We start from the raw sequence: 23,294 nt of genomic DNA, 5'->3' as shown, positions 1-23,294 counted from the left end.
TTCCCTCCAAGAGGTACGACGTCCTACGTCCTGTCGGCCAGCGTGACCATGGGGGAAGGCGGGGTCAAGGGAATCCACACGAATGGCGTAACTGCCAGAGGTCGGACCAATGACGGCAAAATGAACGGGAGTTGACTTCGCGTACTATGCGGCGCATGTCTACGACCAGTCGGGTCAGGCGAGCGGTCGTCCAGCTGATACTCGACCGCGGACTCAGCGCGGGGGCGCCGCTGCCCACCGAGACCGAGCTGATGCAAGTCCTCGGCGTCAGCCGGAACTCCGTACGCGAGGCGCTGAAGGCGCTCCAGGCCCTGGACATCGTGGAGATCCGGCACGGCTACGGCACCTATGTGGGCCAGGCCTCGCTGACCCCGCTGGTCGACGGGCTCACCTTCCGCACCCTGGTGGCGCGGTCGGACGACGACACCCGGGCGCTGCGGGAACTGCTCCAGGTGCGCGAGGTGCTGGAGGAGGGCCTGGTCAGGCGGGTCGCCGCCGGGATCGGCGAGGCGGAGCTGGACCGGCTGGACGCGGTCGTGGGCCGGATGGCGGCGGCGGGGACGGCGGGCGAGCCGTTCCCCGAGCTGGACCGGGAGTTCCACGAGCTGCTGTACGCCTCGCTGGACAACGCCCTGGTGCCGCAGTTGCTGAGCGCGTTCTGGACCGTGTTCCGGCGGGTCGGCGGAGCGCGGGGGTGGACCGAGGACCCCTCGCCCGAGATCACCGTCCAGCGCCACCGGGACATCGTGGGCGCCCTGCGGGAGCGGGACGTTGAGGGGGCGGCGCGGGCGATGAGCGTGCACTTCCGGGGCATCGAGGCACGGGCCCGGCAGGCGTCCCGGGGAGTCGGGTGAGCGTGCGGGCGCGGGCGCGGGGTGAAGGGTGCGGGGTGAGGGGGCGCCGACCCCTGTACGGCGCCCCCTTCCCCGGGTCCGTTACGGCAGTGTCTGCTCGTACGCCTTGTCCTCGGCGGAGTCGTAGACGAGCTTGCCGCCCGCGTCGTACCCCTTGACGCGCGGCGCCTTGGTGACCTGCTCGGTCAGCGTGCCCGTGGCCACGAACCAGCCGTGGTCCAGGACCGCCTCGCTGTCGGCGCCGCCGTAGGAGACGGTCACCTTGGCCACGGTCGGCTCGGCCGTGCCGATGAAGCCCCAGCCGAACGGGAGCTTCCAGTTGCCCTTGTCGAGGAAGGACTGCTGGTAGAGCTTGCCGCCGTTGACGTCGGCCAGGACGGGCGGCGAGTCGGGTCGCCGATCGCTACCGCTGGTGTTGAGGCCGGAAGCCTCGCCGTCCTTGACGTTGCAGATCAGCCGGGTCTGCGTCGGCTTCTCCTTCACGGCCACCACGTAGATGCCGTCACCGGGCGCGTTGGAGTCGCCGGTGCTGTTCAGGGCCAGGATGATCCGGTAGTCCCGCGCCTTGCCCAGGTCCGAGCCGGGGGCGCCCTCGATCTCGTGCTCCCGGTCGTAGGCGAGGCACTTGTCCAGGCCGGCCGCCGCCTGCTCCAGCGTGATCCCGTCCCGCAGCTGCCCGGCCGTGGCGGGTCCCGCGGGACCGGTCGGCGTGGAGGAGGGGGTCGGGGTCGGCGTGGGGCTCGCGGACGCGCTGGGTGTCGTCGCGGTCTCCGCCGCGCCTGTGCCCGGGCCGCTCAGCGCGAACGCCCCCACCGGCACCGCGGCCAGCGTCACCAGGGCCGCGCCGGCCACCGCCACCCGGTGGCGCCGCTCGACCACGCCCCGGCGGCGGATCTCCGGGTACGGCGCCGGGGCCGGCCGGATCGTGTACGCGTCCTCGGCGAGCAGTTCCCGCAGTTGCTCCTCGAAGTCCCGCTCCTCCTCGTTCATGTCGCTCATTTCGTGCCTCCCTGCGGGGCGCGGTCCATGACCTGCGCGAGCCCCGGATACGTACGCAACTTCGCCAGTCCCTTGGACGCCTGGCTCTTGACCGTGCCCTGCGAACAGCCGAGCACCTCGGCGACCTCCGCCTCCGACAGGTCCTCCCAGTAGCGCATCACGACCACCGCCCGCTGCCTGGGCGGCAGTTCGGCCAGCGCCCCCATCAGCACGCCCCGCTCGTCGACCCGCGCCACGGACTCGTCCCGGCCCGCCCGCTCCGGCGGCGCGTCGGTCAGCGACTCCTTCACGCGCCGCTTGCGGAAGCGGTCGCTGTTGCAGGTGACGAGCATCCGCCGGACGTACGCCTCCGGGTTGTCGCTGCCCGACACGCGCCGCCAGGAGCGGTACGCCTTCGCCAGCGCCGTCTGCGTCAGGTCCTCGGCGTGATGGGCGTCGCCGGTGAGCAGATAGGCGGTGCGCACGAGGTGCGACCACCTGGCTCTGACGAATTCCTGGAACCGGTCCTCTTGTTCGGCCTGCATCTGGCACCCTCCCTCGCCCACCAGACCACGGGCACGGCGGATTCGGTTGCCCGCGATCCGATACCGGGTTCGAATGGGGCCATGGGTGACGGGGAGCGATGGGACGAACAGGACGAAGGCGTACTCCGGCTGCCGTCGGGACGCCTGGTGCGGGGCCGGGGCCTGCGGCGCCCGCCGGACCCGGGCGCGCCGACACCGTCGTACGGCGTGTATCTCCTCGGCAGCCGCCCGCCCGAGGTCCCCTGGCCCGCCCAGTGGCTCCGCTGGCCCGACTTCCGCCTCCCGGCGGACCACGAGCGGTGCCGCACGATCCTGACGGAGGCGTGGCGCCGCTCGGTCGGCGAGCGGGTGGAGATCGCCTGCGGGGGCGGCCGGGGCCGCACGGGAACGGCCCTGGCCTGTCTGGCGGTTCTGGACGGGGTGCCCGCCGGGGAGGCGGTGGCGTATGTGCGGGCGCACTATGACCGGCGGGCGGTGGAGACGCCTTGGCAGCGCAGGTACGTGGGGCGGTTCGGACAGCGCTCTTAGGAGCGCGGGGCTGGCGCTGCCCGCGAGGGTGCCACCAGCCCGCAGCACTTCCCGAGCTTGCCGGGGACGCCGTCATGCGCGGCCCCTGCGGCCCGCACCGTCGCCGAGAGGCTCGCCCTCGGGCGGTCAGACGAGGGCGCCGGCGGCCACCGAGGCGGCCCCCGCCACCAGGGCGTCGTCCCAGGCGCGGTCCGCCTGCGGGGTCGTCGACAGGACCGCGAGCACGATCGGTGCGCCCTCCGGCGTCCACGCCACGGCCACGTCGTTCGTGGTGCCGTAGGACCCGGACCCCGTCTTGTCGCCGACCGTCCAGCCGACCGGGACGCCCGCGCGGACGCGGCGGTCGCCGGTGGTGTTGCGCAGGAGCCAGTCGGTGAGGCGGGCGCGGTCCCGGCGGTTCAGGGCGTCGCCGAGGACCAGACGGCCGTACGACCGCCCGATCGCGCGCGGACTCGTGGTGTCCGTGACCCGCCCCGGCTCGGCGCTGTTCAGCTCCGGCTCCCAGCGGTCCAGGCGGGTCACCGGGTCGCCGATCGAGCGGGCGAAGCGGGTGATCGCGGTGGGGCCGCCGAGTTCGCGCAGCAGGAAGTTGGCCGCGCTGTTGTCGCTGTAGCGGATCGCCGCGTCGCACAGCTCGGCGACCGTCATGCCGTGGGCGAGGTTCTCCGCCTTACCCGTCACCGGGGCGCCGTCCACCAGGTCCGCGCGCGTGTAGTGGATGCGGCGGGCCAGCTCCTCGCCGTCGCGGTCCAGGTCGCGCAGCACGGCGGCGGCCGTCAGGGTCTTGAACACCGAGCAGATCGGGAAGAGTTCGTCCGCCCGGTGGGCGACGGAACGGCCCGTCGCGAGGTTGTGGGCGTAGACGCCGAGACGGGCGTCGTGGTCCTTCTCCAGTGCGCGCAGCCGGGCGGGGACGTCGTCGGCGGCATGCGCGGACGTGCCGGTCAGCAGGGTGGCCGCGCCCGCGGTGCCGGCGGCCAGAAGGGTACGTCGGGTCAGCTTGCCTGAGCCTTGGATCTCGCTCTCCTTCGCTCGAAGTCGGTTGCCGATCTCTTCAATGACCGACGTCGGGGCTCATCCCTTGGTTGCACCGCCGTAGACCATCGGCCGACGGACAGGTGCCCCCGGGGCGGCCAGAGTGGCGGCATGGAGAAGACAACGGGGATCGACCGTGCCCGGTTCCTCGCCGGAACCGCCGCCGTCGGAGCCGCGGCGCTGCTGCCCGCCGGAGCGGCCCGGGCGACCGGACGCCGCGGGCAGCGCCCGCACCGCGGACTGAGGCGGCACGGCGTCGTCCACACCGTCGGCGCGGGCGAGACACCCGGCACGGCCTGGAGCGACGCCCGGATGCGCGCCGACATCCGTGCCGTCCGGGACGGCCTGCACGCCGACACCGTCGACGTCACCGGCGACGGCGTCGAACGCCTCACCGCCACCGCCGCCGAGGCCGCCGAGCGCGGACTGCACGTCTGGCTCCAGCCCACCCTCGGGGACGCCCCGCGGCGGGACATCCTCGACCACCTCGCGGAGACCGGCCGGTTCGCCGAGCGGCTGCGCCGGCAGGGGGCGGGCGTGGAGCTGAGCGCGGGCTGCGAGTTCTGGCTGTTCGTGCCGGGCATCCTGCCCGGGGACACGGTCCTGGAGCGGGTCGAGAACCGGATGAAGGGGAACTACGGCCCCGTCAGGATGCAGCGCGAACTGGACCGCTTCACCGCGAAGGCGGCGCAGGTCGGCCGCTCGGTGTTCCACGGCCGCCTCAGCTACGCCGCCGCCCAGGACGACGTGGTCGACTGGAGCCTGTTCGACGTGATCGGCATCGACTACTACTCGTACTTCCGTCAACGCCAGGACTACGTCAGGGAGTTGAGGCAGTACCAGCGGTGGGGCAAGCCCGTCGCGATCACCGAGTTCGGCACCTGCACCTTCCGGGGCGCCCCCGAGGCCGGCGGCATGGGCTGGAACATCGTCGACTACGACAAGGACCCGCCGGAGATCAGGGGGAACGTCGTCCGCAGCGAACGCACCCAGGCCCGCTACCTCACCGGCCTCCTGGACGTCTTCGAGTCGATGGACCTCTACGCGGCGATGGCCTTCGAGTTCGTCACCGCGGACGCCCCGCACCGCCCGGACGACCCGCTCCACGACCTCGACATGGCGAGCTACAGCATCACCAAGGCGATCAAGGACCGTCCGGACGACCCGGGTTCGGGCTGGCACTGGGAGCCGAAGGAGGCGTTCCACGCACTCGCGGCGCGGTACCGCGTGGCCGGTCAGCGGCAGTAGACGTCCTGGGCGGGCCGCTCGCCGGTGGCCAGGAAGCGGGACACGGTCGCGTCCCCGCAGGCGGTGCCGTTGCCGAGGTAGGCGTCGTGGCCGGTGGAGTCGTTGACGACCATGACGGCACGCCGGCCGAGCGCCTCACGGAGCTTGCGGGCGCCGCTGAGCGGGGTGGCGGGGTCCCGCTCGTTCTGCACCATCAGGATGTTGGAGGGCCCCCGGTCGGAGACGTGCACCGGCGCCTCCTTCGGCTCCCACGGCCAGGCCGCGCACGCCATCGCATTCCTCGGCATGCCCCCGGTCAGCGGGTATGCGGCTCGGCTCGTCGCGACGCCCTCGCGGTAGACCGCCGGGTCGCCGGGCCAGTCGACGTCGTTGCAGACGGTCGCGGCGAGGACCGCGGTGACGTTCTGGAGGACGGCCGCGAGGGCGCCCGCGGGGGCGGGCGGCACCGTCCCGTTCCGTGCGGCGAGGATCAGTTCGGCGAGGGCCGGGTAGTCGTCCGGGTCGTAGAACGCGTCCAGCATCGACTGGCGCAGGACGTTGCCGTTCAGCTCCTCGGGGCCGGCGCCCGGCCAGGGGATCGGCTCGCGGTCCAGGTGGGCGGCGAGCCTCAGGAAGAGGGGACGCACCTCGGCGGCCGTGTCGGCGAGGCGGTGCGGATTGCCGGGCGCGGACGCCCACTTGGCGAACTCCGGGAAGTTGTCCTCGGCGCCCTGCTCGAACGCGGCGAGCCAGGCGCGCTCCCCGAGGACGGGGTCCGGGTTGTCGTTGCTGTCCAGGACGATCCGGTCGGTCCGCCCCGGGAACAACTGGAGGTAGGCGGCGCCCACATAGGTGCCGTACGACACGCCCCACGCGGACACCTTGCGCTCGCCGAGGGCGGCCCGGACGCGGTCGAGGTCGCGGGCCTCGTTCAGGGTGCTGATGTGCCGGATCAGTTCGCCGCCGTTGCGTGCGCAGGCCTCGGAGATCCGCTTGCCCGCGGCCATGTTCGCGTCGACCGAGCCGTCCGCGGCGGGCCAGGGCAGCAGGGTCGTACGGGCCAGGTCCCGCTGGTCGATACCGCAGTCGACGGCCGTCGAGGGGGCCATGCCACGCGGTGCGAACCCGATCAGGTCGTAGGTCTCGCGCACCTTCCTCGGCAGCTGCTGCCCCTTCTCCGACGGGTCGTTCATGCTGTCGCCGCCGGGACCGCCGGGGATCAGCAGCAGGACGCCGCGCCGGGCGGCCGGGTTCTCGCTGGGGATACGGGAGACGGCGATCTCGATCTTCGGGCCGTGCGGGTCGGCGTAGTCCATCGGCACGGAGACGGTCGCGCAGCGCTGGCGCGGGTCGAGGCCGGTGCCCTCGCACCTGGTCCATCTCAGTGCGTCGGAGGGGCGGTTCGTCGCGGAAGCGGTGAGGGGCGTCAGGGCACCGAGGACGACTCCGGAGGAGGCGGCGATCAGGGCGAGGCTCTTCGTCAGCTGCTTCATGAGCAGCAGCCTCGCGAACCCCGTGCGTGTGCCCCAGCCGGTCAACTGGCGTGTTTTCAGGGGGGATTACCCCCGGATCGGTGTGGTGCCACCCCCGTCGTGGGCAGACTCCCGCCGAGTGTAGATGCGCCCCGTCACCGGAGAGGTGCGAAGAGTGAAACCCGGGGAGGGTGGGGAGCACGGTGGGGGGCATGCGCGTGGTGCGCGCGCCGGAGTGGAGGGGACGTTGAGGGGATCGCGGGGGAAGCCGTCCGTGGGCGCGTTCGTCGTGGACACCCGGACCGGGAGGTTCGGCGTCGTCATGGGGCACGTGGGTCCCTACGTCCAGCTCAGACCGTACGGCGGCGGCAAGGAGTGGGACGCGGCCCCGGACGCGGTACGCGACGCGACCCCGGCGGAACGACTGACGGCGACGAGCGAGCCCACCGTTCAGCACGACTGAGCGGGCAGCCGGGTAAACACGACTGAGCGGGCAGCAGGGTAAAGCGGTCCCCGCGTACGCGACAATGGACCCATGAGTCTGTTCCGCGACGACGGCATCGTGCCGCACACCCGGTGCGGGGGTACGCGATGAGTCTCTTCCGGGACGACGGGATCGTCCTGAGGACCCAGAAGCTCGGCGAGGCGGACCGGATCATCACCCTGCTCACCCGGGGGCACGGGCGGGTGCGGGCCGTGGCTCGGGGGGTGCGGCGGACCAAGTCGAAGTTCGGGGCGCGGCTGGAGCCGTTCTCCCATGTCGACGTGCAGTTCTTCGCGCGGGGCAGCGAGCTGGTGGGGCGTGGGCTGCCGCTGTGCACGCAGAGCGAGACCATCGCGCCGTACGGCGGCGGGATCGTCTCCGACTATGCCCGGTACACCGCCGGGACGGCCATGCTGGAGACCGCCGAGCGGTTCACCGACCACGAGGGCGAGCCCGCCGTACAGCAGTATCTGCTGCTGGTCGGCGCCCTGCGCACGCTCGCCCGCGGTGAGCACGCCTCCCACCTGGTCCTCGACGCCTTCCTCCTGCGCTCCCTCGCCGTCAACGGCTACGCCCCCAGCTTCAGCGACTGCGCGAAGTGCGGAATGCCCGGCCCGAACCGGTTCTTCTCCGTCGCCTCCGGAGGCTCCGTCTGCGTGGACTGCCGGGTGCCCGGGAGCGTCGTACCGTCGCCGCGGACCCTGGAACTCCTCGCCGCGCTGCTTACGGGAGACTGGGAGACCGCGGACGCCTGCGAGCCGCGGTACGTGCGGGAGGGCAGCGGGCTGGTGTCCGCCTATCTGCACTGGCACATGGAGCGCGGACTGCGTTCGCTGCGGTACGTCGAGCAGCAGCAAGCGGTAGAGAAGCAAGCGTAAGAGGAGACGAGAAGCACATGGTCGTACGCGGGATCCTGGGGCGACAGCGCCGCGAGTACAGGACGCCGGAGCCGCACCCGTCCGGCGCCCGCGCGCCGAAGCTCCCCGGTGAGCTGATCCCCGAGCATGTGGCGATCGTCATGGACGGCAACGGCCGGTGGGCGAAGGAGCGCGGTCTGCCCAGGACCGAGGGGCACAAGGTCGGCGCCGAGCGGGTGCTCGACGTGCTCCAGGGCGCGATCGAGGGCGGTGTGAAGAACATCTCCCTCTACGCCTTCTCCACCGAGAACTGGAAGCGCTCGCCCGACGAGGTCCGCTTCCTCATGAACTTCAACCGCGACTTCATCCGCAAGACCCGGGACCAGCTCGACGAGCTGGGTGTCCGGGTGCGCTGGGTCGGCCGGATGCCCAAGCTGTGGAAGTCCGTCGCCAAGGAGCTCCAGGTCGCCCAGGAGCAGACCAAGGACAACGACCGGCTCACCCTGTACTTCTGCATGAACTACGGCGGCCGGGCCGAGATCGCGGACGCCGCGCAGGCCCTCGCCGAGGACGTGAAGGCCGGCCGGCTCGACCCGTCCAAGGTCAACGAGAAGACCCTCGCGAAGTACCTGTACTACCCGGACATGCCGGACGTGGACCTGTTCCTGCGGCCCAGTGGCGAGCAGCGCACCTCCAACTACCTTCTCTGGCAGAGCGCTTACGCCGAGATGGTCTTCCAGGACGTCCTGTGGCCCGACTTCGACCGCCGTGACCTGTGGCGGGCCTGCGTCGAGTTCGCCTCCCGCGACCGCCGGTTCGGCGGGGCCGTCCCGAACGAGGAACTGCTCGCGATGGAGGAGGCGATGAAGGGCGACCCGGAGGCCTGAGCCCCCGAGCCGCCCCTCGGCGCTCAAGCGGTCAGCTCGTCGTCACCGCCGTGTCGTCGATCACGAAGCTGGTCTGGAGCGAGGAGTCCTCGACGCCGCTGAACTTCAGGGCGACGGTCTGCCCGGCGAAGGCCGACAGGCTGAAGGACTTCTGGACGTAACCGCTGGCCGCGTTGAGGTTCGAGTACGTGGCCAGCGTCGTCGAACCGGCGGTCACCGTCAGCTTGTCGTACTGCGTGCTGGTGGTGGTCTCCGCCGTGTCGATGTGCAGGTAGAAGGTGAACGTCGTCCCGGTGCAGCCGCTCGGGATCGTCACCGACTGGGACAGCGTGTCGGTGTGGGTGGAGCCGTAGCCGTCCAGCCACGCCTTGTAGGAGCCGGTGCGGGCGGCCTGGTCGCTGTCGTTGGTGATGACACCACTGGTCGCGGTCCAGGTCGTGTTGCCCGACTCGAAGCCCTGGTTGCCCAGCAGTTGGGCCGAGGTGCAGCTGCCGCCGCCGCTGGAGCTGACCGTCCAGGTGAAGGACGCCGTCCCGGTGGCGCCGGTGCTGTCGGTCACCGTGACCGTGCTGCTGTAGCTGCCGGCCGTGGTCGGGGTGCCCGATATCAGGCCGGTGGAGCTGCTGATCGACAGCCCGGTGGGCAGACCGCTCGCCGCGTACGTCAGCGACCCGCTGTTGGTCGAACTGGCCGAGACCTGAAGGCTTACGGCCGTCCCGACCGTCGAGGTCTGGCTGCCCGGGTTGGTCACCGTCACACCGGTCGACGGCACGGTGATGTGGCTGCCGACGTTGATGCCCGCGAAGGCGTTGCCGACCCCGGCGTACTGGGTGGAGCTGGTGCCGTACAGGGCCGCGGCGGCGTTCAGCGCGGCGGTGCGGGCCCCGGCGTAGTTGGTGCTGGACGTCATGTATGTCGTCAGCGCCTTGTACCAGATCTGGAGGGCGGCGGCCCGGCCGATCCCGGCGACGGCGACCCCGTCCGAGGTCGGGCTGTTGTAGGTCACGCCGTTGATGGTCTTGGAGCCGCTGCCCTCGGAGAGCAGGTAGAACATGTGGTTCGCGGGCCCGGACGAGTAGTGCACGTCGAGGTTGCCGACGCCCGAGTACCAACTGTCCGCCGAGCCGCCGTCCTTGTCGGGCTCGTCCATGTAACGCAGCGGCGTGCCGTCGCCGTTGATGTCGATCTTCTCGCCGATGAGGTAGTCGCCGACGTCGGAGGAGTTGTTGGCGTAGAACTCCACACCGGTGCCGAAGATATCGGAGGTCGCCTCGTTCAACCCGCCTGATTCACCGGTGTAGTCGAGCCCGGCGGTGTTGGAGGTGACACCGTGGCTCATCTCGTGCCCGGCCACGTCCAGCGAGGTCAGCGCGTGCGTGCCGCCCGAGCCGTCGCCGTAGGTCATGCAGAAGCAGTCGTCGTCCCAGAAGGCGTTGACGTACGACGAGCTGTAGTGGACCCGGGAGTAGGCGGCGACGCCGTCGTTCTTGATGCCGCTGCGGCCGAAGGTGTTCTTGTAGAAGTCCCAGGTGGTCTGGGCGCCGAAGTGGGCGTCCACACCGGCGGTCTGGGTGTTGGAGCCGGAGCCGGTGCCCCACACGTCGTCCGAGTCGGTCATCAGCGTGCCGGTGCCGGACGTGCCGTTGTTGAGGCTGTACGTCTTGTGGCCGCCGCGTGTGGTGTCGTACAGCTGGTACGTCGAACCGGACAGCGTGGTGCCCATGGTGACCGTGCCGCTGTACTGGCTGTTGCCGGTGCCGGTCTCGACGCCTTCGTAGCGGGAGAGTTCGGCGCCGGTCGTGGCGTCGGTGATGACGTGGAGCTTGCTGGGGGTGCCGTCGTCCTGGAAGCCGGAGACCACCGTCTCCCAGGCGAGCTTCGGCGTGCCCTCACCGGCCCAGATCACCTTGCGGGCGCTCTGCGCGGCCGGGTCCTTCGCGTCCAGCGCCTTGGCGGTCTTCAACGCCTTGGCCTGCGCGTTCGTCTTGCTGTACGTCGCGGTCGTGGACTTGACCGAGACGGTACGGCGGTTGTTGTTGAAGGTGGTGCTCACGGTGCCGGCGGCCAGCGAGGCCGGGGGCGTGTGCACGACCAGGTCGCCGCCGAGCACGGGCAGACCGTCGTAGGTCCGCTCGTAGCGGGTGTGGACCGTGCCGTCGTTGTCCTTGACGACGTCCTTGACGACCAGTTTCTCCTTGGCGCCGAGGCCGAGGGAGTCGGCGGTCGCCGTGGTCCTGCCCGAGGCGCTCTTGATGAGCGCGGTGCGCTGGGCCGGGGAGAGTTCGGCCTGAAGGCTTCCGGCGCGCAACGGGCTGGGCTGGGGGGAGGCGGGCTTCGCGGTCGCGGGGACCGTCTGGATTCCTACGGCGAGCAGCGATGCGGCGGCGACCAGGGAAGCGGCGGCGGCCGATCTTCGGGGGGAGAGGCTCACTCGTACTCCTACTGCGACGACGGGGTGGAGGTGCCGTGCGGGGACTGTGCGAGAGCTGGAGGGAGCGTGGCACGGTTGTCCGGGTCATGTCATGCAGAGGAGGGCGAGTCAAGGGTTATCCCTCGGCTCACCTGTGAGTTCCTTGTGGATCAGCCCTGGGCGGCGGCGCAGTCCGCGCAGGTGCCGAAGATCTCCACGGTGTGCGCCACGTTGACGTAGCCGTGCTCGGCGGCGATGGCGTCGGCCCACTTCTCGACGGCCGGGCCCTCGACCTCGACGGCCTTGCCGCAGATCCGGCAGACCAGGTGGTGGTGGTGCTCGCCGGTGGAGCAGCGGCGGTAGACGGACTCGCCGTCGGAGGTGCGCAGGACGTCCACCTCGCCCGCGTCGGCGAGGTTCTGGAGCGTGCGGTACACGGTGGTCAGACCGACCGCGTCGCCCTTGTGCTTCAGCATGTCGTGCAGTTCCTGCGCACTGCGGAACTCGTCGACCTCGTCGAGCGCCGCCGCCACGGCGGCCCGCTGCCGGGTGGCACGGCCCTTCACGGGCGGTCCTGCGGTCGTCACGGGATGTGCCTCCTTCACCTGGCTCACTTCGGCGCCTGCCGGGCCATTGTGCCAGCCCGGCCTGTGCCGAGTCAGACGCCGACCGTGCCGTCCGCCTCCCGACTGGCCGGAATCGCACACTCCGCGGGGTCCCCGGCCGGCCGCCCGGCGGCCGCGGCACGGGCGCGGCGGCGGGCCAGCGGGGCCGCGAGGGCGGTCAGCGCGACGAAGGCCGCGATGGTCAGCAGCACGATCGTCGCGCCGGGCGGGACGTCCTGGTAGTACGAGGTCACGGTGCCGCCGATGGTCACCGTCACCCCGATCGCCACCGCGATCGCGAAGGTGGCCGCGAAGCTCCGGGTGAGCTGCTGCGCCGCCGCCACCGGCACCACCATCAGCGCGCTCACCAGCAGCAGTCCGACCACGCGCATGGCGACGGTCACCGTCACGGCCGCCGTGACCGCGGTCAGCAGGTTGAGCGCGCGCACCGGCAGACCCGTGACCCGCGCGAACTCCTCGTCCTGGCTGACCGCGAAGAGCTGCCGGCGCAGACCGAGCGTGACCAGCACCACGAACGCGGCCAGCACGCAGATCGCCGTCACGTCCGACTCGGAGACCGTGGAGAGCGAACCGAACAGGTACGACGTCAGGTTGGCGTTGGAGCCGCCGGGCGCGAGGTTGATGAACATCACGCCGCCGGCCATACCGCCGTAGAAGAGCATCGCGAGGGCGATGTCGCCCCGGGTCTTGCCGTACCAGCGGATCAGCTCCATGAGGACCGCGCCGAGCACCGAGACGAGGGTGGCCATCCACACCGGGGACCAGGAGAGCAGGAAGCCGAGGCCGACGCCGGTCATGGCGACATGGCCGATGCCGTCGCCCATGAGGGCCTGGCGGCGCTGGACCAGGTAGATGCCGACGGCGGGGGCGGTGATGCCGACCAGGACGGCGGCGAGCAGGGCCCGCTGCATGAAGGCGTAGTCGAGGAAGTCCATCAGCTCAGCAGTCCTGTGCGCATCGGCTCGTGCTCGGGGGAGTGGGGGTGGACGTGGTCGTGGCCGGGCAGGGCATGCTGACCGACCGCGCGTGGGGGAGGGCCGTCGTGCAGGACGCAACCGTCCCGCAGGACGACCGCGCGGTCGATCAGCGGTTCGAGGGGACCCAGTTCGTGCAGCACGAGCAGGACCGTGGCGCCCTGGGCGACCTGTTCCTTCAGCGTCCGCGCCAGCACCTCCTGGCTGGCCAGGTCCACGCCCGCCATCGGCTCGTCCATGATGAGGAGTTCGGGTTCGGCGGCGAGGGCGCGGGCGATCAGCACCCGCTGGTGCTGGCCGCCGGAGAGGGCGTTGACGGAGTCCTTCGCGCGGTCCGCCATGCCGACCAGCTCCAGGGCCCGCCGTACGGCCGCGTGGTCGGCCTTGCGGAGCATGCCGAAGCGGGCGCGGGACAGGCGCCCCGAGGAGACGATCTCGGTGACCGTGGCCGGGACCCCGCCCGCGGCGGTGGTGCGCTGCGGGACGTACCCGACCCGCGCCCAGTCCCGGAACCGGCCGCGCGGGGTGCCGAACAGCTCGATCTCCCCGGCGGACGCGGGTACTTGGCCGATGATCGTGCGGATCGCGGTGGACTTGCCGGAGCCGTTGGCCCCGAGCAGCGCGACGACCTCACCGCGGTTCACGGTGAGGTCGATGCCGCGCAGGACGGGGCGCGAGCCCAGGTCGGCGCGGACCGCGCGCAGCGCGATGACAGGCTCGGTCATGGCGTCCTCCGATGTCATTTCGCTCCCAGGGCGCTCCGGAGCGCCTTGAGGTTGGCTTGCTGCACCGAGAAGTAGTCCTTGCCGCGGGACTTCTCGGTGATGCCCTCGATCGGGTCGAGGACGTCCGTCTTCAGCCCGGCGTCGGAGGCGATGGTCTTCGCGGTCTTGTCGCTGACGAGCGTCTCGTAGAACACGGTCGTGACGCCGTCGGCCTTCGCCATCTTCTCAAGGTCCTTGACCCGGTTGGCACTTGGCTCCGACTCGGGGTCGAGGCCGTTGATGGCCTCCTCGGTCAGGCCGTAGCGCTCGGCGAGGTAGCCGAAGGCGGCGTGGGTGGTGATGAAGACCTTGGTGCCGGTGTTCGCGAGCCCTGTCTCGAACTCGGTGTTCAGGGCGTCGAGCTTCTTCACGAGCGCCGCGGTGTTGGCCTTGTAGTCGGCCGCGTGGTCCGGGTCAGCCTTCTCCAGGGCCTTGCCGACGCCCTCGGCGACCTGGGCGTAGCGCACCGGGTCGAGCCAGATGTGGGGGTCGAGACCGGCGAGTTCGTCGTTCTCGTGGTCGTCGTGCTCGGCCGCGTGGCCGCCGACCTCGTTGCCGTGCTTCTCCAGCTCGGTGAGGGAGGCGGCGTCGATCTTGGTCTTGATCTCGGACTGGGCGACCGCGTCGTCGACGGACGGCTGGAGGTTCTTGAGGTAGACCACCGCGTCGGACTCCTGGAGCTGCGCGGTCTGCTTGGCGCTGATCTCCAGGTCGTGCGGCTCCTGGCCGGGCTCGGTCAGGCTGGTGACGCTGACATGGTCGCCGCCTATCTGCTCGGCGAGGAAGGCCATCGGGTAGAAGGACGCGACGACGTCGAACTTGCCGCTGTCACCGGCGGCGGCACTGTCGGTGGAGCAGGCGGACAGGGCGGCGAGGGCGGTGCCCGCGGCGAGCGCGGGTATGAGGCGGCGTCGTACGTTCATGACAGTCATTTTCATCAAATATGGAAACCGTTGTCAACAAAGTCCGGGTCTCGAACCGATTTGATACGGGGGGTGGCCGCGCCGGTAACCTGAGGCCTTCGCTGCCGTCCATTCGTCATGAAGAGAGCACCGTGGCCGCCGACAAGATCGACACCATCGTCAGCCTGAGCAAGCGCCGTGGCTTCGTATTCCCTTGTAGTGAGATCTACGGCGGTCAGCGGGCCGCCTGGGACTACGGACCGCTGGGTGTCGAGCTCAAGGAGAACCTGAAGCGTCAGTGGTGGCGCTACATGGTGACGTCGCGCGAGGACGTGGTCGGTATCGACTCGTCCGTGATCCTGGCCCCCGACGTCTGGGTCGCCTCCGGTCACGTCGCCACCTTCTCCGACCCGCTCACCGAGTGCACCTCCTGCCACAAGCGGTTCCGCGCGGACCACCTGGAGGAGGCCTACGAGGCCAAGCACAAGCGCGCCCCGGAGAACGGCCTGGCGGACGTGAACTGCCCCAACTGCGGCAACAAGGGCCAGTTCACCGAGCCCAAGCAGTTCTCGGGTCTGCTCTCGACCCACCTCGGCCCGACCCAGGACACCGGCTCCGTCGCCTACCTGCGCCCCGAGACCGCACAGGGCATCTTCACCAACTTCGCCCTAGTGCACACCGCTTCGCGCAAGAAGCCGCCGTTCGGCATCGCGCAGATGGGCAAGTCCTTCCGCAACGAGATCACGCCCGGCAACTTCATCTTCCGCACCCGCGAGTTCGAGCAGATGGAGATGGAGTTCTTCGTCAAGCCGGGCGAGGACGAGAAGTGGCAGGAGTACTGGATGGAGCAGCGCTGGAACTGGTACACCGGCCTGGGCCTGCGCGAGGACAACATGCGGTGGTACGAGCACCCGAAGGAGAAGCTCTCCCACTACTCCAAGCGCACCGCCGACATCGAGTACCGCTTCCAGTTCGGCGGCAACGAGTGGGGTGAGCTGGAGGGTGTGGCCAACCGCACCGACTACGACCTCACCGCCCACTCCAAGGCCTCCGGCCAGGACCTCCTCTACTACGACCAGGAGGCCGGCGAGCGCTGGACGCCGTACGTCATCGAGCCCGCGGCCGGTGTCGGCCGCGCGATGCTGGCGTTCCTGCTCGACGCGTACGTCGAGGACGAGGCCCCCAACGCCAAGGGCAAGCTGGAGAAGCGCACGGTGCTGCGCCTCGACCACCGTCTGGCCCCGGTGAAGGTCGCGGTCCTGCCGCTCTCCCGCAACGCGGAGCTGTCCCCGAAGGCCAAGGGCCTGGCGCAGGCGCTGCGGCAGAACTGGAACATCGAGTTCGACGACGCGGGCGCGATCGGCCGCCGTTACCGCCGTCAGGACGAGATCGGTACGCCGTACTGCGTGACGGTCGACTTCGACACGCTCGACGACAACGCGGTGACGGTCCGCGAGCGCGACTCCATGAAGCAGGAGCGGGTGTCCCTCGACCAGATCGAGGGCTACCTGGCGGGCCGGCTCGTCGGCGCGTAGCAGTCTCCTACGGCCCCTGGCGCAAGGTTTCGGCCTTGCGGCAGGGGCCGTTTTGCTGCCCTCGCCCGCTCCGGAGGCGGGTGACTCCTCGGCGGTGAGTGACAGCTGACAAATATTGAAATCTGTCATCTGTCATGTCAGGGTAGGGCGCATGACGATGCGAACCCGAACCCTCGGAACCACCGGACCCCAGGTCTCCGCCCTCGGCCTCGGCTGCATGGGCATGTCCGCGCTGTACGGCGAGGCGGACCGGGCCGAGTCGATCGCGACGATCCACGCGGCGCTGGACGCGGGCGTGACGCTGCTCGACACCGGCGACTTCTACGCCATGGGGCACAACGAGATGCTGATCGGCGAGGCGCTGCGCACCGCGTCCGCCACCAGGCGCGAACAGGCCCTGGTGAGCGTGAAGTTCGGCGCCCTGCGCAGCCCCGACGGACAGTGGATCGGCTACGACGGCCGCCCCGCCGCCGTGAAGAACTTCGCCTCCTACTCCCTCCAGCGGCTCGGCGTCGACCACCTCGACGTCTACCGGATCGCCCGGCTCGACCCGGACGTACCGATCGAGGAGACGGTCGGCGCGATCGCGGAACTGATCCAGCAGGGGTACGTCCGTCACGTGGGCCTCAGTGAGGTCGGCGCCGAGACGATCCGCCGAGCCGCCGCCACCGCGCCGGTCGCCGACCTCCAGATCGAGTACTCCCTCATCTCCCGCGGCATCGAGGAGCGGATCCTGCCGGTCACCCGGGAGCTGGGCATCTCCGTCACGGCCTACGGCGTGCTGTCCCGCGGCCTGATCTCCGGCCACTTCACCCGCGACCGGCAGCTCTCGGCGACCGACTTCCGCGCGCACTCCCCGCGCTTCCAGGGCGACAACCTCCGGCACAACCTGAACCTCGTGGAGGAGCTCCGGAAGATCGCCGAACGCAAGGGCGCCTCGGTCGCGCAGATCGCCATCGCCTGGGTACTGGCCCAGGGCGCCCGCCACGGCGACGACATCGTGCCCCTGATCGGCGCCCGCAGCCGCGACCGGCTCACGGAGTCGCTGGGCGCGCTGGACGTCGTACTGGAGGAGGCGGACCTCACGGAGATCGAGCAGACGGTACCGGCGGACGCGGCGGCGGGCGACCGCTATGCGCCGGCGGCGATGGCACACCTGGACAGCGAGCGGTGAGTGCGGTGGCGGGTGCCGGTCGGGGGGAGGGCGGGGTGGCTGTGGCGGGGTGGCTCGACGGGGGGCGGTGGTTGGTGGGCCGGTTGCGGTCCGGGGTGCGGTGGCCGTGGCCGGGCGCGTCGGCTGCGTTCGCCTGCCTCGGCGGTGGCGGCGGGTGGTGAGTGTGGTGGCGGGTGCTGTTCGGGGGAGGGCGGCGGTGGCCGGTCGGGCGAAGGTGTGGGCGGTGGCTGCTGGAGGTGCTGGCTGTGAGGGCGCGTCCCGGCGGTGGGCGGGGAGCGTCGTGAGCGGTGTCGGCCGGGCCGCGGCGGCCGTCGGGTGCGGCGGCGGCTGTGCGGGCGCTGCTCGGCGGTCAGGTGTGATCGTCCCGGCGGGTACCGTCTAGGACATGGCACCGACCACCGAGCCCCTGACCGCCGAGCGCATCCTGGAGGCCACCGAGGAGGTGCTGCGGCGGCACGGGCCGGCCAAGGCGACCGTGGTGGACGTGGCGCGGGCGCTCGGGGTCAGTCATGGCAGCGTCTACCGGCACTTCCGGACGAAGGCGGCGCTGCGGGAGGCGGTGACCAAGCGGTGGCTGGACCGGGCCACGGGGATGCTCGCGGGGATCGCCGCGGCGGACGGTGACCCGGAGACCCGGCTGCGCGACTGGCTCGCCGCCCTCTTCGCGGCCAAGCGCCGCAAGGCGGGCGACGACCCGGAACTCTTCGCCACGTACGAGGTCCTGGCCCGCGAGAGCGTCGAGACGGTGTCCGACCACATCACCGAACTGACCTCCCAGCTCACCCGCATCGTCGACGCCGGCGTCGACGCGGCCGCCTTCACCGCCGCGGACCCCGCCGCCACCGCCCGCGCCCTCTTCCAGGCCACCACCCGCTTCCACGACCCCCGTTACGCCCGCGACTGGGAACAGCCGGGCGCGCAGGAGGAGTTCGGGGCGGTGGTGGACCTGCTGGTGCGGGGACTGAGGGCCTGACCGCGGCTACCCGTCCGACGGATCCACCGTCGCCTGGTGCTCCTCCGCCAGATGTTCCTCCGCCTTCAGCCAGGGCAGGAACTGCGCGTTCTTGCGCCAGCCGCAGGTGTCGCATCTGATCGTGCGTTGGGCGCCCTTGCGCTGCACACGCACGACGTGTTCGCGGCCGTGCTGGTCCCAGCGGCTCACCTTGCTCGTGTTGATCTGCAACATGTGCCTCGCCTCCGGCAAGGAGTGTGCAGCAAGAACACCGTCAACGGCAGTGTCTTCACGGGGCGTTCGCCAAGTCGTGAGCCGGGTGCCGGGTGCCGGGTGCCGGGTGCGGGGTGCGGGACGTGGTCAGTCGATCGTGCGCGGGAGCCGGAGGCTGAGCACGCCGGTCAGGGCCACCCCGGCGAGCTGGACCAGCAGGGTCGTCACCAGCGCGTCCCGCATGCCCATCCCCGGCACCAGGGCCAGGAAGAGGCTGCCGAGGGTGGCGACACCGAGGGCCAGCGCCGACTGCTGGGTGGTGATCATGACCCCGCTGCCCACCCCGGCCCGCGCGGGCGGCACCTCGGACAGCACGATCCGGAAGACCACGGGGAGCTGGAGCGCCTGGCCGACCCCGGCGACCGCACCGCCCGGCAGCAGCGTCACCAGCCCCAGGTCCGGCCAGGAGTGCCGGGCCGCCAGGATCATCAGGGCCAGGCCGACCCCCTGGATCAGCGCACCCGCGGTCACCACCCGGGTGCCGTACCGCGCGATCAGCCGCGGCCCGGCGACCGACGTCAACAGGAACGTCACCGCCAGCGGCACCAGGGCGAGGCCCGCCTGCACGGGACTGCGGCCCGCCCCCTCCTGGAGCGCCACCGCGATCACGAACATGAAGCCCGCGAAGCCCATCGAGAAGGGCACTATCAGGATCAGGCCGCGCCGCAGGGACACCAGCCGGAAGAGGCTCGGCGGGACCAGCGGCGTACGGCCCGCGCGGTCCGCCCGGCGCTCCACCGCGAAGAACGCGCCCGCCAGGAACGGGAACGCCGCCAGCGACAGCCACGTCCACAGCGGCCAGCCCGCCGCCCGGCCCTCGGTCAGCGGGGCCAGCAGGGCGAGGAGGGCCGCCGCCAGCAGGACCGTGCCGGGGCCGTCCACCGGCTCCGGGCGCGGCGAGCGGGTCTCCGGGAGTGAACGGACCGCCAGCACCAGACCGGCCAGCACGACCGGGACGTTCACCAGGAACACCGCCCGCCAGCCCGTGCCCGCGAGGTCCGCGGCCACCAGGACCCCGCCGAGGATCTGGCCCGCGACCATGGACAGGCCCGCCGTCGCGCCGTACAGGCCCATCGCCCGGGCCCGCCGGGACCCGGAGGTCGCCGACTGGATCGTGGCCAGCACCTGCGGCAGCATCGCGGCCGACGCGGCGCCCTGCGCGACCCGGGCCGCGACCAGCGCCCACGCGGTCGGCGCGAGCCCGCACGCCAGCGAGGTCAGCCCGAAGGCCGCCATACCGCCCAGGAACAGCCGCCGACGCCCGAAGAGGTCGCCGAGCCGGCCGCCCAGGACCAGGAGGACGGCGTACGCCAACCCGTAGCCGGCGACGACGAGTTCGAGGACCGACTCGCTCGCGGAGAGGTCGGCGGCGATGGTGGGCAGGGCGACGTTGACGATGAAGAAGTCGATGAGGGGGAGTGCCGCGGCGAGCAGCACCGTGAACAGTCCGAGGCCGCCCAGCGCGGGCGGCGTGGCGGGACGGACGGCGTGTGGAGTGGTGGTTTCGGTGGTCACGCCTCCGAGCGTGCGCCCTTTCCCAGACGGGTACCAGAGTCTCCTTATCCTGGTAGAAGAACCACCTGGCAACAGGGTCACGGTGGCGGCAGGCTGGAGGCATGACGACCATGGCCCAGGAGACAGCCGTACCGGTGTCCGCGTCCGCGGCGGAGGTCCGGCGCCATGAGCTCGCCGCGTTCCTGCGCCACCGCCGCGAGCACATCGCCCCCGAGCAGGTCGGCCTGGTCCGCGGCTCCCGGCGCCGCACCCCGGGCCTGCGCCGCGAGGAGGTCGCCCATCTCTCCGCGGTCGGCGTCACCTGGTACACCTGGCTGGAGCAGGCCCGCGACATCCAGGTCTCCGTGCAGGTCCTGGACGCCCTCGCCCGCGCGCTGCGACTCGACCCGAGCGAGCGCTCGCACCTCTTCCAGCTGGCCGGCGCGGTCGACCCGACCCCGGCCACCGTCTGCCCGTCGATCACCCCGGCGATCCGCCAGGTGCTCCGGCAGCTGGAGCCGGTCCCGGCCTGTGTGCAGAACAGCCGCTACGACATCCTGGCCTACAACCGCACCTACGGCCTGCTGCTGTGCGACCTGGACGCGGTGCCGCCCGAGGACCGCAACTGCATGGTCCTGTCCTACACCAACGCCGACTGGCGCTCCTCGATCGTCCATCTCTCCGAGGCGCACCGCTTGATGGCCGCCCGCCTGCGCGCCACCATGGCCGGGAACCTCGCCGAGCCCGGCTGGAAGATGCTCCTGAAGCGGCTGCGCTGCGAGTCCCCGGAGTTCCGCGAGGTCTGGGACCGGCACGAGGTCGTCGAACACCGGGGCCGCCGCAAGGAGTTCATGAACCGCTACGTCGGCCGGGTCACCGTCGACCACACCGACCTGTGGCTCGGCCCCGAGACCGGACCGCGCATGGTGACCTACGCCCCCGTGGACGAGGAGTCCCGGCGGCGGCTGGAGAAGCTGCACGCCATCGCCCTCGAACGCACCGCGTGAGCGAGATCTCAACCGAGATCTCCACCACCGTCCCGCACCTGGTGCATCGGGTGTACTGGATCGTGCCCCGTCCGCTCGGTGCACTGCTCCAGAGCGCCTGACCGGCCGCCGCCGACGGGGATGACCGGGCGGAGTACGGGCACCCGGCCCGTCCGGAGCAGACCCCCACCGCGAGGAAGTCGGGCGAGGCGAGTGATGGCCGAGCAGAGGACAGCACAGCAGCCGCAGGAACTGCCGCACCTGGTACGGGCGGCCGTGTCGGTACTGGGCAGGGTGCCCGGCGCCGGGACGGTCGGCCGGGTGGCCGGGGGAGCGCTGGACCGGCTGGAGGCGGTGTCGCCGCGCGGCCGACGGGTCGTGGCGTACGCCGGGTCCGGGGTGATCGGCGCGGTGGCCGTCGTGGAGTGGCCGATCACGGTCACGGGGGCGGCGGTCGCGTGGCTCACCGGGGCGGGAGCGGAGGACCGTACGGACCGTGCGGGCCCGGGCGAGCGTGACAGCCCGGTGGGCCCGGGCGGGCGTGACAGCCCGGTGGGCCCGGACGGGCGTGACAGCCCGGTGGGCCCGGACGGCAGGCCCACGCCCCGGGTGCTGGCGTCGACACACGGCACACCGGGCGGGACGCCGGCGGGTTCGACGGTTACGGCGGCACCGCGCACGGCGCCCGACCCGTCGCCCTCGGACAGGCTGCCCCCGCACGAGCCGGCGGCCCCTCCCGGCAAGGGCGGTCCAGGTGGCTCCACGGCCGGACGGCAGCCGTACGCCGACCCCCGTGGCGGTCCGGCTACGCGCTGACGCCCGCCGCTTCCCGTACCTCCACCGACGACAGCCGGTCCGCCGTCCGCTCGGCCGTCCCGCGTGCCCAGCGCCCGCTCGTCACCGCGCCGAGCACCAGCACCATGAGCCCGCAGCCCGCGAGGATCCACCACCCGGGCGTGGCGGCGGACACGAACTCTTCCTTGTACGACGACGCGCCCACCCCGGAGGCCAGCACCGCCCCGATCACCGCGACGCCGAGCGTCTGGCCGAGCTGGCGGCTGGTGGAGGCGACGGCCGCCGCGACCCCCGCCTGGGCCCGGGGCATCCCGGACACCGCCGTGTTGGTGATCGGCGCGTTGACCAGCCCGAACCCGATCCCGAACAGCACGTATCCGAGGAACAGCGTTACGTCGGACGTCTCCGCGTCGAAGGCGGCGAACAGCACCCCGCTCGCCGTCGTCATGACGCCCGCGAGGACGAGCGGCAGCCGTGGCCCCCGGCTGCCCACGAGCCGTCCGGACACCGGCGCGAGCAGGAACATCGGTATCGCCATCGGCAGCATCCACAGGCCCGCGTGCAGCGCGTCCAGCCCGCGGACGTTCTGGAGGTACAGCGTCGACAGGAACAGGAACCCGCCGAGCCCCGCGAACGCGCTGATCGCGATCACCGTGGCCCCGCTGAACGGCGCGGACCGGAAGAACCGCAGGTCGATGAGGGGTTCGTCGCGCCGGGGTTCGTACCAGAGCAGCCCGGCGAGCGCGACGACGGCCACGACGGCGAAGGGCAGGACGTACGAGAACCCGGACGCCGGGGCCTCGATGATGGCGTACGTCAGCGAGCCGAACAGGGCGATCACCAGGACCTGTCCGACCGCGTCGGGGCGGCGGGCCTTGGGGGCGCGGGACTCGGGGACGAAGCGCAGGGTGAGGAGCAGGGCCGCGAGGCCGACGGGGAGGTTGACCCAGAAGATCGAGCGCCAGCCGACCGCGTCCACGAGCACTCCGCCGACCAGCGGCCCGGCGGCCATGGAGATGCCGACGACCGCGCCCCACACCCCGATCGCCCGGGCGCGCTCGCGCGGGTCGGTGAAGGTGTTGGTGATGATCGACATGGCGACCGGGTTGAGCATCGAGCCGCCGACCGCCTGCACCATGCGGAAGACGATCAGCGCCTCCAGGTTCGGCGCGGCGGAGCAGAGCGCGGAGCCGATGGTGAAGACGACCAGGCCCGCCATGAAGACCCGTTTGCGGCCGATCCGGTCGGCCGTGGAACCGGCCAGCATCAGCAGCGAGGCGAGGACCAGCGTGTACGCGTCGATCGTCCACTGGAGGCCGGCGGTGGTGGCGTCCAGGTCCCGCTGCATGGCGGGCAGGGCGACGTTGAGGGCGGTGGTGTCGAGGCTCACGATCAGCAGGCTCATGCAGCAGATCGCGAGCACCAGCATGCGTCGGCGGTGGCTGAGCTCGGGCATGCCCTTCATCGTACGCCGGTATCGATAGTGCGTCTAACTAATGGTCGATACATGATCGATGTACGGGTACTCCGGGGCGTGCGTGA

Annotated in this window: 23 protein-coding genes; 11 read left to right on the top strand and 12 right to left on the bottom strand. The window is 71.5% G+C overall.

The window, feature by feature from the left end; genetic code table 11:
- Window positions 1-146 precede the first annotated feature (146 nt).
- Complete coding sequence (locus tag G3I78_RS35765) at window positions 147-854, top strand: FadR/GntR family transcriptional regulator (RefSeq protein WP_164432607.1); 708 nt, start codon at window positions 147-149, stop codon at window positions 852-854.
- 81 nt (window positions 855-935) lie between these two features.
- Here the strand turns inward: G3I78_RS35765 and G3I78_RS35760 are convergent, their stop codons facing one another.
- Together G3I78_RS35760 and G3I78_RS35755 are read right to left on the bottom strand one after the other, a co-directional pair.
- The gene (locus G3I78_RS35760) at window positions 936-1,853 is read right to left on the bottom strand and encodes a hypothetical protein (protein ID WP_164432496.1); all 918 of its coding nucleotides are present in this window, start codon (window positions 1,851-1,853) and stop codon (window positions 936-938) included.
- Window positions 1,850-2,377, bottom strand: a complete 528-nt coding sequence (locus G3I78_RS35755; RefSeq protein WP_164432494.1) for a SigE family RNA polymerase sigma factor — start codon at window positions 2,375-2,377, stop codon at window positions 1,850-1,852. The genes G3I78_RS35760 and G3I78_RS35755 overlap by 4 nt, the downstream gene beginning before the upstream one ends.
- Before the next feature lie 81 nt (window positions 2,378-2,458).
- On the opposite strand from G3I78_RS35755, the gene G3I78_RS35750 reads away from it, so the two are divergent.
- Window positions 2,459-2,905, top strand: a complete 447-nt coding sequence (locus G3I78_RS35750; RefSeq protein WP_164432492.1) for a protein phosphatase — start codon at window positions 2,459-2,461, stop codon at window positions 2,903-2,905.
- A gap of 126 nt (window positions 2,906-3,031) precedes the next feature.
- On the opposite strand, the gene bla is transcribed toward G3I78_RS35750, so the two are convergent.
- Window positions 3,032-3,922 carry a class A beta-lactamase gene (gene bla, locus G3I78_RS35745; RefSeq protein ID WP_343243946.1) on the bottom strand — a complete coding sequence of 297 codons (891 nt, stop codon included), beginning with the start codon at window positions 3,920-3,922 and terminating at the stop codon, window positions 3,032-3,034.
- Between the two features lie 129 nt (window positions 3,923-4,051).
- Between bla and G3I78_RS35740 the strand changes: the two genes are divergently transcribed.
- Entirely contained in the window at window positions 4,052-5,188 is a 1,137-nt protein-coding gene (locus G3I78_RS35740) for an abortive phage infection protein (RefSeq protein WP_164432490.1), read from the top strand.
- Here G3I78_RS35740 and G3I78_RS35735 read toward each other — a convergent pair.
- Window positions 5,176-6,660, bottom strand: coding sequence for an alpha/beta hydrolase (locus G3I78_RS35735; RefSeq protein WP_203615951.1), 1,485 nt, complete (start codon window positions 6,658-6,660; stop codon window positions 5,176-5,178). The two genes, G3I78_RS35740 and G3I78_RS35735, sit on opposite strands and share 13 nt — an antisense overlap.
- A gap of 253 nt (window positions 6,661-6,913) precedes the next feature.
- On the opposite strand from G3I78_RS35735, the gene G3I78_RS35730 reads away from it, so the two are divergent.
- The 3 genes from G3I78_RS35730 to G3I78_RS35720 all read left to right on the top strand — a co-directional run bounded on the left by G3I78_RS35730 (window position 6,914) and on the right by G3I78_RS35720 (window position 8,867).
- Window positions 6,914-7,102, top strand: a complete 189-nt coding sequence (locus G3I78_RS35730; RefSeq protein WP_164432313.1) for a hypothetical protein — start codon at window positions 6,914-6,916, stop codon at window positions 7,100-7,102.
- Between the two features lie 128 nt (window positions 7,103-7,230).
- The gene (gene recO / locus G3I78_RS35725; protein ID WP_164432488.1) at window positions 7,231-8,001 is read left to right on the top strand and encodes a DNA repair protein RecO; all 771 of its coding nucleotides are present in this window, start codon (window positions 7,231-7,233) and stop codon (window positions 7,999-8,001) included.
- A gap of 17 nt (window positions 8,002-8,018) precedes the next feature.
- Complete coding sequence (locus G3I78_RS35720; protein ID WP_164432486.1) at window positions 8,019-8,867, top strand: isoprenyl transferase; 849 nt, start codon at window positions 8,019-8,021, stop codon at window positions 8,865-8,867.
- Between the two features lie 31 nt (window positions 8,868-8,898).
- Here G3I78_RS35720 and G3I78_RS35715 read toward each other — a convergent pair whose 3' ends face one another.
- The 5 genes from G3I78_RS35715 to G3I78_RS35695 form a co-directional block, all read right to left on the bottom strand.
- On the bottom strand, window positions 8,899-11,298 hold the full coding sequence (locus G3I78_RS35715) for a M4 family metallopeptidase (RefSeq protein ID WP_164432484.1): 2,400 nt from the start codon (window positions 11,296-11,298) through the stop codon (window positions 8,899-8,901).
- Window positions 11,299-11,447: 149 nt separating this feature from the next.
- Window positions 11,448-11,864, bottom strand: coding sequence for a transcriptional repressor (locus tag G3I78_RS35710; protein WP_164432482.1), 417 nt, complete (start codon window positions 11,862-11,864; stop codon window positions 11,448-11,450).
- A 71-nt stretch (window positions 11,865-11,935) separates the two neighbouring features.
- Window positions 11,936-12,838, bottom strand: coding sequence for a metal ABC transporter permease (locus G3I78_RS35705; protein WP_164432480.1), 903 nt, complete (start codon window positions 12,836-12,838; stop codon window positions 11,936-11,938).
- Window positions 12,838-13,620: a metal ABC transporter ATP-binding protein gene (locus G3I78_RS35700; protein ID WP_203615949.1), complete on the bottom strand. Its 783-nt coding sequence runs from the start codon at window positions 13,618-13,620 to the stop codon at window positions 12,838-12,840. Before G3I78_RS35700 ends, G3I78_RS35705 begins: the two co-directional genes overlap by 1 nt.
- Complete coding sequence (locus G3I78_RS35695; protein WP_164432475.1) at window positions 13,617-14,564, bottom strand: metal ABC transporter substrate-binding protein; 948 nt, start codon at window positions 14,562-14,564, stop codon at window positions 13,617-13,619. Before G3I78_RS35695 ends, G3I78_RS35700 begins: the two co-directional genes overlap by 4 nt.
- A 131-nt stretch (window positions 14,565-14,695) precedes the next feature.
- On the opposite strand from G3I78_RS35695, the gene G3I78_RS35690 reads away from it, so the two are divergent.
- From G3I78_RS35690 to G3I78_RS35680, 3 genes are all read left to right on the top strand, one after another.
- Window positions 14,696-16,078: a glycine--tRNA ligase gene (locus G3I78_RS35690; RefSeq protein ID WP_164432473.1), complete on the top strand. Its 1,383-nt coding sequence runs from the start codon at window positions 14,696-14,698 to the stop codon at window positions 16,076-16,078.
- 151 nt (window positions 16,079-16,229) lie between these two features.
- Complete coding sequence (locus G3I78_RS35685; RefSeq protein ID WP_164432471.1) at window positions 16,230-17,252, top strand: aldo/keto reductase; 1,023 nt, start codon at window positions 16,230-16,232, stop codon at window positions 17,250-17,252.
- Window positions 17,253-17,637: 385 nt separating this feature from the next.
- Window positions 17,638-18,225, top strand: a complete 588-nt coding sequence (locus G3I78_RS35680) for a TetR family transcriptional regulator (RefSeq protein WP_164432469.1) — start codon at window positions 17,638-17,640, stop codon at window positions 18,223-18,225.
- 6 nt (window positions 18,226-18,231) lie between these two features.
- On the opposite strand, the gene G3I78_RS35675 is transcribed toward G3I78_RS35680, so the two are convergent.
- Together G3I78_RS35675 and G3I78_RS35670 are read right to left on the bottom strand one after the other, a co-directional pair.
- Window positions 18,232-18,438, bottom strand: a complete 207-nt coding sequence (locus G3I78_RS35675) for a hypothetical protein (RefSeq protein WP_164432466.1) — start codon at window positions 18,436-18,438, stop codon at window positions 18,232-18,234.
- A gap of 126 nt (window positions 18,439-18,564) precedes the next feature.
- The gene (locus tag G3I78_RS35670; RefSeq protein ID WP_164432465.1) at window positions 18,565-19,992 is read right to left on the bottom strand and encodes an MFS transporter; all 1,428 of its coding nucleotides are present in this window, start codon (window positions 19,990-19,992) and stop codon (window positions 18,565-18,567) included.
- 101 nt (window positions 19,993-20,093) lie between these two features.
- Here G3I78_RS35670 and G3I78_RS35665 point away from each other — a divergent pair, with 101 nt between their 5' ends.
- Window positions 20,094-20,978, top strand: coding sequence for a helix-turn-helix transcriptional regulator (locus G3I78_RS35665; protein ID WP_164432463.1), 885 nt, complete (start codon window positions 20,094-20,096; stop codon window positions 20,976-20,978).
- A gap of 195 nt (window positions 20,979-21,173) precedes the next feature.
- A complete protein-coding gene (locus G3I78_RS35660) occupies window positions 21,174-21,773 on the top strand; it encodes a hypothetical protein (RefSeq protein WP_164432461.1) in 600 nt (199 codons plus the stop codon).
- Here G3I78_RS35660 and G3I78_RS35655 read toward each other — a convergent pair.
- Window positions 21,763-23,208 carry an MFS transporter gene (locus G3I78_RS35655; protein ID WP_164432459.1) on the bottom strand — a complete coding sequence of 482 codons (1,446 nt, stop codon included), beginning with the start codon at window positions 23,206-23,208 and terminating at the stop codon, window positions 21,763-21,765. The two genes, G3I78_RS35660 and G3I78_RS35655, sit on opposite strands and share 11 nt — an antisense overlap.
- Between the last annotated feature and the right edge of the window lie 86 nt (window positions 23,209-23,294).

The organism is Streptomyces sp. SID13726, from assembly GCF_010548375.1.
In the GTDB taxonomy this organism is placed as follows: Bacteria; Actinomycetota; Actinomycetes; order Streptomycetales; family Streptomycetaceae; genus Streptomyces.
Note: the sequence above shows the minus strand (reverse complement) of the source record. Positions and strands in the feature narration are given on the sequence as shown.

Bases quoted from the DNA above. Each gene is read 5' to 3' on its own strand.
- G3I78_RS35765 (WP_164432607.1), top strand. From the start codon at position 147: ATGCGGCGCATGTCTACGACCAGTCGGGTCAGGCGAGCGGTCGTCCAG.
- G3I78_RS35760 (WP_164432496.1), bottom strand. From the start codon at position 1,853: ATGAGCGACATGAACGAGGAGGAGCGGGACTTCGAGGAGCAACTGCGG.
- G3I78_RS35755 (WP_164432494.1), bottom strand. From the start codon at position 2,377: ATGCAGGCCGAACAAGAGGACCGGTTCCAGGAATTCGTCAGAGCCAGG.
- G3I78_RS35750 (WP_164432492.1), top strand. From the start codon at position 2,459: ATGGGTGACGGGGAGCGATGGGACGAACAGGACGAAGGCGTACTCCGG.
- G3I78_RS35740 (WP_164432490.1), top strand. From the start codon at position 4,052: ATGGAGAAGACAACGGGGATCGACCGTGCCCGGTTCCTCGCCGGAACC.
- G3I78_RS35735 (WP_203615951.1), bottom strand. From the start codon at position 6,660: ATGAAGCAGCTGACGAAGAGCCTCGCCCTGATCGCCGCCTCCTCCGGA.
- recO (WP_164432488.1), top strand. From the start codon at position 7,231: ATGAGTCTCTTCCGGGACGACGGGATCGTCCTGAGGACCCAGAAGCTC.
- G3I78_RS35720 (WP_164432486.1), top strand. From the start codon at position 8,019: ATGGTCGTACGCGGGATCCTGGGGCGACAGCGCCGCGAGTACAGGACG.
- G3I78_RS35705 (WP_164432480.1), bottom strand. From the start codon at position 12,838: ATGGACTTCCTCGACTACGCCTTCATGCAGCGGGCCCTGCTCGCCGCC.
- G3I78_RS35700 (WP_203615949.1), bottom strand. From the start codon at position 13,620: ATGACATCGGAGGACGCCATGACCGAGCCTGTCATCGCGCTGCGCGCG.
- G3I78_RS35695 (WP_164432475.1), bottom strand. From the start codon at position 14,564: ATGAACGTACGACGCCGCCTCATACCCGCGCTCGCCGCGGGCACCGCC.
- G3I78_RS35685 (WP_164432471.1), top strand. From the start codon at position 16,230: ATGACGATGCGAACCCGAACCCTCGGAACCACCGGACCCCAGGTCTCC.
- G3I78_RS35680 (WP_164432469.1), top strand. From the start codon at position 17,638: ATGGCACCGACCACCGAGCCCCTGACCGCCGAGCGCATCCTGGAGGCC.
- G3I78_RS35675 (WP_164432466.1), bottom strand. From the start codon at position 18,438: ATGTTGCAGATCAACACGAGCAAGGTGAGCCGCTGGGACCAGCACGGC.
- G3I78_RS35665 (WP_164432463.1), top strand. From the start codon at position 20,094: ATGACGACCATGGCCCAGGAGACAGCCGTACCGGTGTCCGCGTCCGCG.
- G3I78_RS35660 (WP_164432461.1), top strand. From the start codon at position 21,174: ATGGCCGAGCAGAGGACAGCACAGCAGCCGCAGGAACTGCCGCACCTG.
- G3I78_RS35655 (WP_164432459.1), bottom strand. From the start codon at position 23,208: ATGCCCGAGCTCAGCCACCGCCGACGCATGCTGGTGCTCGCGATCTGC.